12 protein-coding genes are annotated in these 9,483 nt (G+C 71.2%); 5 read left to right on the forward strand and 7 right to left on the reverse strand.

The window, feature by feature from the left end:
* Positions 1-334: 334 nt before the first annotated feature.
* Entirely contained in the window at positions 335-985 is a 651-nt protein-coding gene (locus IE249_RS25985) for a DNA-3-methyladenine glycosylase (RefSeq protein WP_189708461.1), read from the reverse strand.
* Between the two features lie 138 nt (positions 986-1,123).
* Between IE249_RS25985 and IE249_RS25990 the strand changes: the two genes are divergently transcribed.
* The 3 genes from IE249_RS25990 (at position 1,124) to IE249_RS26000 (ending at position 3,196) form a co-directional block, all read left to right on the forward strand.
* Entirely contained in the window at positions 1,124-1,906 is a 783-nt protein-coding gene (locus IE249_RS25990; protein ID WP_189708463.1) for a sporulation protein, read from the forward strand.
* Positions 1,907-1,973: 67 nt separating this feature from the next.
* Positions 1,974-2,513 carry a YbhB/YbcL family Raf kinase inhibitor-like protein gene (locus IE249_RS25995; protein ID WP_189708465.1) on the forward strand — a complete coding sequence of 180 codons (540 nt, stop codon included), beginning with the start codon at positions 1,974-1,976 and terminating at the stop codon, positions 2,511-2,513.
* A gap of 176 nt (positions 2,514-2,689) precedes the next feature.
* The gene (locus IE249_RS26000) at positions 2,690-3,196 is read left to right on the forward strand and encodes an HNH endonuclease (protein ID WP_189708467.1); all 507 of its coding nucleotides are present in this window, start codon (positions 2,690-2,692) and stop codon (positions 3,194-3,196) included.
* A gap of 146 nt (positions 3,197-3,342) precedes the next feature.
* On the opposite strand, the gene IE249_RS26005 is transcribed toward IE249_RS26000, so the two are convergent.
* From IE249_RS26005 to IE249_RS26015, 3 genes are all read right to left on the reverse strand, one after another.
* Positions 3,343-4,302: an SPFH domain-containing protein gene (locus IE249_RS26005; protein WP_189708469.1), complete on the reverse strand. Its 960-nt coding sequence runs from the start codon at positions 4,300-4,302 to the stop codon at positions 3,343-3,345.
* A gap of 161 nt (positions 4,303-4,463) precedes the next feature.
* Complete coding sequence (locus tag IE249_RS26010; RefSeq protein WP_189708471.1) at positions 4,464-4,895, reverse strand: NfeD family protein; 432 nt, start codon at positions 4,893-4,895, stop codon at positions 4,464-4,466.
* Positions 4,896-4,948: 53 nt separating this feature from the next.
* On the reverse strand, positions 4,949-5,746 hold the full coding sequence (locus IE249_RS26015) for an ABC transporter ATP-binding protein (RefSeq protein WP_189708473.1): 798 nt from the start codon (positions 5,744-5,746) through the stop codon (positions 4,949-4,951).
* Positions 5,747-5,898: 152 nt separating this feature from the next.
* On the opposite strand from IE249_RS26015, the gene IE249_RS26020 reads away from it, so the two are divergent.
* Positions 5,899-6,693: an Rv1486c family protein gene (locus IE249_RS26020; protein ID WP_189708475.1), complete on the forward strand. Its 795-nt coding sequence runs from the start codon at positions 5,899-5,901 to the stop codon at positions 6,691-6,693.
* Positions 6,694-6,847: 154 nt separating this feature from the next.
* On the opposite strand, the gene IE249_RS26025 is transcribed toward IE249_RS26020, so the two are convergent.
* The 3 genes from IE249_RS26025 to IE249_RS26035 all read right to left on the reverse strand — a co-directional run bounded on the left by IE249_RS26025 (position 6,848) and on the right by IE249_RS26035 (position 9,007).
* Complete coding sequence (locus IE249_RS26025; RefSeq protein WP_189708477.1) at positions 6,848-7,093, reverse strand: chaplin; 246 nt, start codon at positions 7,091-7,093, stop codon at positions 6,848-6,850.
* 134 nt (positions 7,094-7,227) lie between these two features.
* Positions 7,228-7,869, reverse strand: a complete 642-nt coding sequence (locus tag IE249_RS26030; protein ID WP_189708479.1) for a response regulator — start codon at positions 7,867-7,869, stop codon at positions 7,228-7,230.
* Entirely contained in the window at positions 7,862-9,007 is a 1,146-nt protein-coding gene (locus IE249_RS26035; protein ID WP_189708481.1) for a GAF domain-containing sensor histidine kinase, read from the reverse strand. The genes IE249_RS26030 and IE249_RS26035 overlap by 8 nt, the downstream gene beginning before the upstream one ends.
* Positions 9,008-9,279: 272 nt before the next feature.
* Between IE249_RS26035 and IE249_RS38500 the strand changes: the two genes are divergently transcribed.
* A partial coding sequence (locus tag IE249_RS38500; protein ID WP_229859279.1) for an SDR family NAD(P)-dependent oxidoreductase occupies positions 9,280-9,483 on the forward strand: 204 nt, incomplete at its 3' end.

Here is a 9,483-nt window from a genome sequence, read left to right on the forward strand (position 1 = left end):
GCTTCCTTCGTACTCACCCTCTCGGGCTTTCCTCCGGGCGCTTCCCTTCGGTGTTTCCGACTCTATCAGATCTTTTCGATCCGATTCCCGGCCGGCGGGTTTGTCGTCCGGCTTTCGCGCTTTCGCTCGTCGGCCTTTCGACATTCACTACGTTAGCCGATTCCCGCACCGATTCATAATCGGGCTCCGCGAGTTCGAATTAGGGCATGCGGACACGCCACAATCGACCCCGCTGGGGGTTCACAGTAGGTAGTGGGTTGGCCGCTCCGGCTGCAGGCGATCGCCGTACCCGGTTCAGCGGCTCGGGCTACATTACGCACCTTCGGCAGGCGAGTCAACTTCGGCGGCGGCGTGGTGCGTGGGCCCGGTACGGGCTCACGGTGGGGTCGTCGGCGATCCAGAAGCGCCACGGGTGGACGTCGCCGTTCCCGCCCTCGCCGGCCACCCCGGTGCGCGGGCCGTTGCGTACCTGATGAGAGGGGACAGGGGTACCCGCGACGATCCGTATGGGCGTCTCCCCGGCGGCGCAGGCGTCGGTGCCGTCGAGGTCCCGGCCGACGCCGAGGGCGGTGGCCAGACGGGCCGGGCCTTTGGCCAGTTCCTTGTCGTTGCGGGCCGAGAGCCGGCGGATGCGGGCCAGCTCGGCGCCCTCGACGATCTCCCCGGCGCGCAGCAGCACCCCGCTCGCACGGCCCTCGGGGCCGCAGACCAGGTTCATGCAGTGCCACATGCCGTAGGTGAAGTAGACGTACACGTGACCGGGCGGACCGAACATCACGCCGTTGCGGGCGGTACGGCCGCGGTAGGCGTGGGAGCCGGGGTCGTTCGGGCCGTCGTAGGCCTCGACCTCCGTCAGGCGGAGCGCGATCGGGCCGTCGGGGGTGGAACGCACGAGGATCCGGCCCAGGAGGTCGGGGGCGACGTCCAGTACGGGGCGGTCGAAGAAGTCTCTGGGCAGGGGCGTACGGTCCGAGGGCGCGATCATGCCGTCCGAGCGTAGTCCAGACGGGTGGGTGTCAAGGGGTGGTCAAGGTTCCCTTCCCTTGTCAGGGTGTGGGCGCGGAACCGGTGGTGGCCGGATCGCGTTTGTAGGGATCAAGGGTCCACACGTAAAGGGAGAGTCATGGCCTTCAAGAAGCTGCTCGCGAGCCTCGGGGCGGGTGGGGCGTCGGTGGAGACGGTGCTGCACGAGGTGAACGTCGTGCCGGGCGGGGTCGTCCAGGGCGAGGTGCGGATCCAGGGCGGGTCCGTGAACCAGGACATCGAGGGTCTCTCGGTGGGGCTGCAGGCCAAGGTCGAGGTCGAGAGCGGCGACGAGGAGTACAAGCAGAACATCGAGTTCACCAAGGTGCGGCTCGGCGGTGCCTTCGAGCTGCAGGCCGGGGCAGTGCACGCCGTGCCGTTCGGGCTGGAGATCCCGTGGGAGACGCCGGTCACCATGATCGACGGGCAGTCGCTGCGGGGCATGCACATCGGCGTGACGACCGAGCTGGCGATCGCGCGGGCCATCGACTCCGGTGACCTCGACCCGATCAACGTGCACCCGCTGCCGGCGCAGAAGGCGATCCTGGACGCGTTCATCCAGCTGGGCTTCCGCTTCAAGAGCGCCGACATGGAGCGCGGCCACATCCGGGGCACGCGGCAGCGGCTGCCGTTCTACCAGGAGATCGAGTTCTACCCGCCGTCGCAGTACCGGGGACTGAACCAGGTCGAGTTGAGCTTCGTGGCCGACGAGCACGCGATGGACGTCGTGCTGGAGATGGACAAGAAGCCGGGTCTGTTCAGCGAGGGCAGCGACACGTACCGCTCCTTCCAGGTGGGCCAGCACGACTACCAGGGGACCGACTGGGCGGCGTACCTCCACCAGTGGATCGCCGAGGTCGGCAGCAAGCGCAGTTGGTTCTAGGCTCGGGAACCGGTGGTTCCGTAGAGGGCCACCGGCAGCAGCACGTAACCGATCAGGAGGTACCGAGGTGACCGAGCTCAAGAGGCGGCCGCTCCCCCACGACTTCCATCCGCCCGTGCCGTCGTTCACGGTCACGAGCGACGACGTCCGGGAGGGGGCGACGCTCAAGGACGCTCAGGTCCAGGCGGCGGGGAACACCTCGCCGCAGCTGCGCTGGGAGGGCTTCCCGCCGGAGACCAAGAGCTTCGCCGTGACGTGCTACGACCCCGACGCCCCGACCGGCAGCGGCTTCTGGCACTGGGTGCTGTTCGACATCCCGGTCTCGGTGACGGAGCTGCCGGCGGGTGCGGGCGGCGGCAAGTTCGAGGGGTTGCCCGAGGGCGCCGTGCACGCGCGCAACGACTACGGGACGAAGGACTTCGGCGGTGCGGCCCCGCCGCCCGGGGACGGCCCGCACCGGTACGTCTTCACGGTGTACGCGGTCGACCAGGAGAAGCTGGGTCCGGACTCGGACGCCTCTCCCGCGGTCGTGGGCTTCAACCTGCGGTTCCACACGCTGGCCCGGGCGCAGCTGATCGGTGAGTACGAGAATCCCGCCGAAGGCTGACCCGCCCGTCGGCGCCCGCCGCGCAGACTGACGTTCATTGAACGTTTGCCCGCCTCTGGTCTTGGAAGTGATCGGAGGCGGGCAGTTTTTATTGCGTTGTCCATCTCGGCGCGCCCGTCCAGAGTTGATCCAAGCCCGCCAGGGGGTGGGCAGGTGCACACGGGAGGTGGGCTGGTATGCGGGACACGCTGGTGCTGAACGCGAGCTTCGAGCCGCTGTCGACGGTGACGCTGAACCGAGCCGTCGTTCTGGTGCTGCAGGCCAAGGCCGTCGTGGAGCAGGCCCACCCCGAACTGCGGATGCGGGGAGCGGCGGTGGACATACCCGCGCCGAGGGTCATCAGGCTGTGCAGATACGTACGGGTGCCGTTCCGAAGACAAGCCCCGTGGTCGAGGCGGGGTGTTCTGGTGCGGGACCGGCACCGGTGCGCGTACTGCGGGCGGCGGGCGACGACCGTGGACCACGTGGTGCCGAGGTCGCGGGGCGGGCAGGACACCTGGCTGAACACGGTGGCCTCGTGCGCGGAGGACAACCACCGCAAGGCGGACCGGACTCCGGAGCAGGCGGGTATGCCCTTGCTGCACGAGCCTTTCGAGCCGACGCCGGCGGACGCGATGCTTCTGGCCCTGGGGCACGACGACTTCGAGGCGCTTCCCGACTGGCTGGCGCAGCCGGCCGCGTAGTCCGTACGACGGCCGCCCGTGACCCGTACGACGGCGGCGTGGCGCGTACGACGACCGGGTGGCGCGTGCGGCGGCGAACCGACGGCAAGGGCCCGTCTCCGCGTGGAGACGGGCCCCTTGCCGTGTACGGTCGCCCGCGCGGGCCGTCAGTCGATGGACGGCTTCTCGCGGCGCTCCTGGCTGGGCACGCCGGGGTTCGTGGAGTTGCCGTTGCCGCCCGAACCGCCGCCCAGGGGGCCGAAGTTGCCGACCGCGCCGGACAGGCCCTTGAGGGCGTCGCCGATCTCGCTGGGGACGATCCAGAGCTTGTTGGCGTCGCCCTCGGCGATCTTCGGGAGCATCTGGAGGTACTGGTAGGACAGGAGCTTCTGGTCGGGGTCGCCGGCGTGGATGGCCTCGAAGACCGTGCGGACGGCCTGGGCCTCGCCCTCGGCGCGCAGTGCGGCGGCCTTCGCCTCACCTTCGGCGCGCAGGATCTGGGACTGCTTCTCGCCCTCGGCACGCAGGATCTCGGACTGCCGGACACCTTCGGCCTGGAGGATGGCGGCGCGCTTGTCCCGGTCGGCGCGCATCTGCTTCTCCATCGAGTCCTGGATGGAGGTGGGGGGCTCGATGGCCTTGAGTTCGACGCGGTTGACGCGGATGCCCCACTTGCCGGTGGCCTCGTCGAGGACGCCGCGCAGGGCCGCGTTGATCTCCTCGCGGGAGGTGAGGGTGCGCTCGAGGTCCATGCCGCCGATGATGTTGCGCAGGGTGGTGACGGTGAGCTGTTCGATGGCCTGGATGTAGCTGGCGACCTCGTAGGTCGCGGCGCGGGCGTCGGTCACCTGGTAGTAGATGACGGTGTCGATGTTGACGACCAGGTTGTCCTGGGTGATCACCGGCTGGGGCGGGAAGGGGACGACCTGCTCGCGCAGGTCGATGCGGTTGCGGATCGTGTCGATGAACGGGACGACGATGTTGAGGCCCGCGTTCAGCGTCCGTGTGTAGCGGCCGAAGCGCTCCACGATGGCGGCGCTGGCCTGCGGGATGACTTGGATCGTCTTGATCAGGGCGATGAAGACCAACACCACCAGAACGATCAGGACGATGACGACCGGTGCCATCGTTGCTCCCCGTATCCCTTCTCCGCCTCGGCGCTTTCGGAAGATCTTATGGGCTGTTACGGCTGTCGAAGATCTTGCTGTCGAGTCTGACAGACCGTCGCTCACCCCGGAGGGTGTTCGGTTCCATTGCGTCGGGTGTGTCAAGTCCCTGTCGTACGAGGTCACATGACGATGGCGGTGGCCCCCTCGATCTCCACGACGTCCACTTCCTGGCCCACTTCGTAGCTGAGGTCGCCGTTGAGCGCGCGGGCGGACCAGACCTCCCCGGCCAGCTTGATGCGGCCGCCGGAGCCGTCGACGCGCTCCAGGACGACCGCCTGTCTGCCCTTCAACGCGTCGATGCCCGTGGCCAGTCGGGGGTTCTGCCGGCTGTGCCGGTAGGCGATGGGGCGGACGACGGCGATCAGGGCGACCGAGACCACGACGAAGGTGAGCACCTGTACGACGAAGCCGAAGCCGAAGCCGGCCACGACGGCGGCGGCGACGGCGCCCACGGCGAACATGCCGAACTCCGGCATCGCGGTCACCACGAGCGGGATTCCGAGCGCGGCCGCGCCGACGAGCCACCACACCCATGCGTCGATGTCGTTCACATGGTCATGGTAGGACCGCCGGTCGTGCCGACGACAGGGCGCGAAGGGGTCGGTCAGGTGAGGGGCAGGCCCTGGGCGGTCCAGCGGTCGCCGACCTGCTCGACGACGAGCGGGAGGCCGAAGCAGCGGGAGAGGTTGCGGGAGGAGAGTTCGAGCTCCAGGGGGCCGGCGGCGAGTACCTTGCCCTGACGGATCATCAGGACGTGGGTGAAGCCGGGGGCGATCTCCTCGACGTGGTGGGTGACCATGATCATGGAGGGGGCGATCGGGTCGCGGGCGAGCCGGCCGAGGCGGCGGACCAGGTCCTCGCGGCCGCCGAGGTCGAGGCCGGCGGCGGGCTCGTCGAGCAGGAGCAGCTCGGGGTCGGTCATCAGGGCGCGGGCGATCAGGGTGCGCTTGCGCTCGCCCTCGGAGAGGGTGCCGAACCTCCGGTCGAGGTAGTCGCTCATGCCGAGGCGGTCGAGGAAGGCGCGGGCTCGCTGCTCGTCGACGTCCTCGTACTCCTCCTGCCAGCCGGCGGTCATGCCGTAGGCGGCGGTGAGCACGGTCTGCAGGACGGTCTGGCGCTTGGGGAGCTTTTCGGCCAGGGCGATGCCGGCCACGCCGATCCGGGGGCGGAGCTCGAAGACGTCGGTGCCGGGGCGGCCGAGGGTCTCGCCGAGGATGGTGGCGGTGCCCTTGCTGGGGAAGAGGTAGCTGGAGGCGACGTTCAGGAGGGTGGTCTTGCCGGCGCCGTTCGGGCCGAGGATGACCCAGCGCTCGCCCTCCTTGACCGACCAGGAGACCTGGTCCACCAGAGCCCGGCCCTCGCGGACCACGGATACGTCCTGAAGCTCCAGAACATCGCTCATGAGCGCGTTGTCTCCCCTTGCAGTGTGCCGCCGGTCTCGGCTGTCGCGTACGCCTGTGGCTCGGTCCGCCGCGCCGGTGGGCGCAGCCCTCAACGAATCTACGCCACGAGATGGGCGGGCCATTCCATCGGTCCGGTCCTTAGGGTGGGGGCATGCTCTCGGAACCGCGCTCTGGACGCCTTGCCGCTTGGGGAAACGCCCTTCTGTCCGGAATTGTCTCGCCGGACGACGCCGTGCTCGCCATCGTGGGTGACGACGCCGTCCATCGGGTGGAGGGGCTGCCCGGGGAGTCCGGCCCGGTCGGGTTGACGCTCGCGCTGGGGCGGCTGCGGACGCTGGGGGTGGGCGCGCTGCGGGTGGCGCTGCCGGCGCCGGGCCATCCGCTGGGGCTGAGCGGCCCGCCGGAGTTCAACGCTCGTGCGCTCCAGGCCGAGGAGGCGGTGGTCTGCCACGGGGCGGCCTTCGGGCTGGTGCCCGAGGTGTACGAGGCCGGGCCGGAGGGCGATGTGCACGCCGAGGTGGTGTGGCACGTGCTGCCGGTGCGGGAGGCTCCGCCCGCCGACGTGCCGTCGCTGGGCGAGGCCGAACGGGAGCTGGCGGAGGCGCTGCGGGAGGCCACGCAGGTGCTGTCCCGGCTCGATGTGGCGGGGTCGGGGCCGGTGGCGGAGGCGGCGATCGACGCCTACCGGGCACGGGCGGAGCGCGGGCGCGCGCAGGACGTGCTGGCGCCGGGGTATCCGCAGCGGGCGGCCCGGGTGCTCGAGATGGCGCAGCGGGTGGGGCTGCTGGTGTCGCTGGCGTACGAGGGCGGGCACGGGGGCGCGGTGAGCGCGTCGGAGATGGCGGCGCGGGGGGCCGCGCTGCGGCCCGTCGAGCGGACGGCTCGGCGGGCGCAGGTCGCGGCGTACAACTCCGTTGTGGAGGAGCGGGAGAAAGGGGTGCGGTGACCTTCAGGTCTTGCACGTCCTCTGTGTCGCGCCCCGGGACGGAGCAGGCGTTCCGGGGGCTGCCACCCCCAGACCCCCGCTTCGGCCTGAGCGGCCTCGTCCTCGAGTGCCGGACGGGCCGCGTCCGCCTCCCTGGGGATCTGGGGCGGGGGTGTCAGTGGTTGAGGCCCAGGTTGCCGAAGGCGGGGTTCAGGGCGCCGATGACGTTGACGCTGTTGCCGACGGCGTTGACCGGGATGTCGATGCGGGCCTGGACGACGTTGCCCGAGCCGAAGCCCGGGGAGCCGTGGGCGGCGCCGCCGGCCCAGGCGCCGTCGGTGGCGGAGGCCATCGAGGCGGCGGCGGCCACGAGCCCGCCGGCCACCATCGTCACGGCCGCTGCCTTCTTCAGGTTCTTCACTTCTCAGCCTTCCTGGTGGATCACCGCGGCAGTCGCCGCGGCACGCACTGGAGAACGGCCGGGTGCGGCGGAGGTTGCGCCATCCGGGGGACATTCCCACGACGGTATGAATCTCAGTCCGGAGTGGGACGTGGTCAGCCGGTCACGCCGTGGCGTACGGCCCAGAGGGCGGCCTGGGTGCGGTCCGCCAGGTCGAGCTTCATGAGGATGTTCGACACGTGCGTCTTGACGGTCTTCTCGGATAGCACCAGGGCGCGGGCGATCTCGCGGTTGGAGCGGCCGTCCGCTATCAGGACGAGTACCTCGCGCTCCCGCTCGGTGAGCGAAGTCCCGCGGCCCTGCCCGGAGTTGGTCTCCTCCTGGGACAGCAGGGCGCCCGCGACCTCCGGTTGGAGCAGGATGTGGCCGGCGTGGACGGAGCGGATGGCGCCGGCGAGGGCGTCGGGGTCGACGTCCTTGTAGACATACCCGGCGGCGCCCGCGCGCAGGGCCGGGACCACCGTGCGCTGCTCGGTGAAGCTGGTGACGATCAGCACCCGCGCGGGGTTGTCGAGCTCGCGGAGCCGGCGCAGCGCCTCGACGCCGTCCATGACGGGCATCTTGACGTCCATGAGGACGACGTCGGGCCGCAGTTCCTCGGCCCGTTCGACGCCCTCGGCTCCGTCCGCGGCCTCGCCGACGACCTCGATGTCGTCCTGTACCTCCAGGAAGGTGCGCAGACCCCGGCGGACGACCTGGTGGTCGTCGACGAGCAGCACCCTGATCGCGTCAGCCACCGGGGACCTCCATCTCGATCGCGGTGCCCTTGCCGGGCGCCGATTCCACCGTGAGCCTGCCGCCGACCCCGCTCGCCCGGTCGCGCATGGAGACCAGGCCGAGGTGGCGTCCCGCGCGTCGTACCGTCCTCGGGTCGAAGCCGGTGCCGTCGTCGGTGATGCGCAGGACGGCGCCGCAGCCGCGGCGGTCCAGGGTGACGTCGACGTGCTGCGGGTCCGCGTGCCGCAGGGCGTTGTGCAGGGCCTCCTGGGCGACGCGGAGCAGGGCCTCCTCCTGGGCGGCCGGCAGGGCGCGGAAGCCGTGGGCGGCGAAGGTGACGCGCGCGGTGTGGGCACGGTCGAGGACCTGGATCTGGGTGCGCAGGGTGGCGACGAGGCCGTCCTCGTCGAGGGCGGCGGGGCGGAGCTCGACCACGGCGGCGCGCAGTTCGTCGGCGGCCTCGGCGGCGAGGGCGGCGACCTGCTGGAGCTCGCCCTTGGCGCGCGCGGGGTCGCGGTCGACGAGTGCGGCGGCGGCCTGGGCGGTCAGGCGCAAGGAGAACAGCTTCTGGCTCACCGCGTCGTGCAGCTCGTGGGCGAGGCGGGAGCGCTCCTCGGCGATGGTGAGCTCGCGGCTGCGCTCGTAGAGGCGGGCGTTGGTGAGGGCGATCGCGGCGTGCTGGGCGAGGATGGCCAGCAGTTCCTCGTCCTCCTCGGTGAAGCCGCAGGTGCCCTCCGGTTTGGGGCAGGTCTTGTTGGCGAGGAAGAGGGCCCCGATGACCTCGTCGCCGTCGCGGATGGGCAGGCCCAGGAAGTCGGACAGCTCGGGGTGGGCGGAGGGCCAGCCCTCGAAGCGTGGGTCGGTGCGCACGTCGGCGAGGCGCTCGGACCTGGCCTCGCGCAGCATCGCGGCGAGGATGCCGTGCTGGCGCGGGAGGGGGCCGATGGCCCGCCACTGCTCGTCGCTGACCCCGTCGACCACGAACTGGGCGAAGCCGCCGTGGTCGTCCGGGACGCCGAGGGCGGCGTACTGCGCGCCGAGCAGCTCACGGGCCGAGGCGACGATCGTCTTGAGGACGTCGCGCACCTCGAGGTGTCTGCTCATGGCCAGCAGCGCGGAGCTCACCGCGGCGAGGCCGGACCGGGGGCCGTGACTCATGCCCTCACGGTACCGGCGGGGTGTGACAGCGCGGATCGGACCTGTGGGGGGCCCGACCCGGGCCGTGGTCCTAGGTCCCGGGTCCCGGCCGGACGGCCTGCCGCCCGGGGCCCCGGCCGGTCGCCCTAGGGCGAAGGACCGCGCGGTTCCGGGGCCCGCGCCCGAGGTGGCGCGGGGCGCCGCGTTCCTACGGTGGCGGCACGCCGATCACGAGGCGCAACGCGACGGCCCGGCCCACGGGGGACGGGCGTCATGACGAGGGAACGGGTGTCATGCCGGTAGCGATCATCACGGGAGCTTCGAAGGGGCTGGGGCGGGCGCTGGCCGAAGCCCTGGCCGGGCGGGGCTGGGATCTGGTGCTCGACGCGAGGGGCGGGCGGGTGCTGGCGGAGGCGGCGCGTGCGGTGGCCGGGCACGGGGCGCGCGTGGAGGCCCTGCCCGGCGATGTGACGGACGCCGGGCACCGGGCCGCCCTG

It is taken from the genome of Streptomyces anandii JCM 4720 (assembly GCF_014650655.1).
Taxonomy (GTDB): Bacteria; Actinomycetota; Actinomycetes; order Streptomycetales; family Streptomycetaceae; genus Streptomyces; species Streptomyces anandii.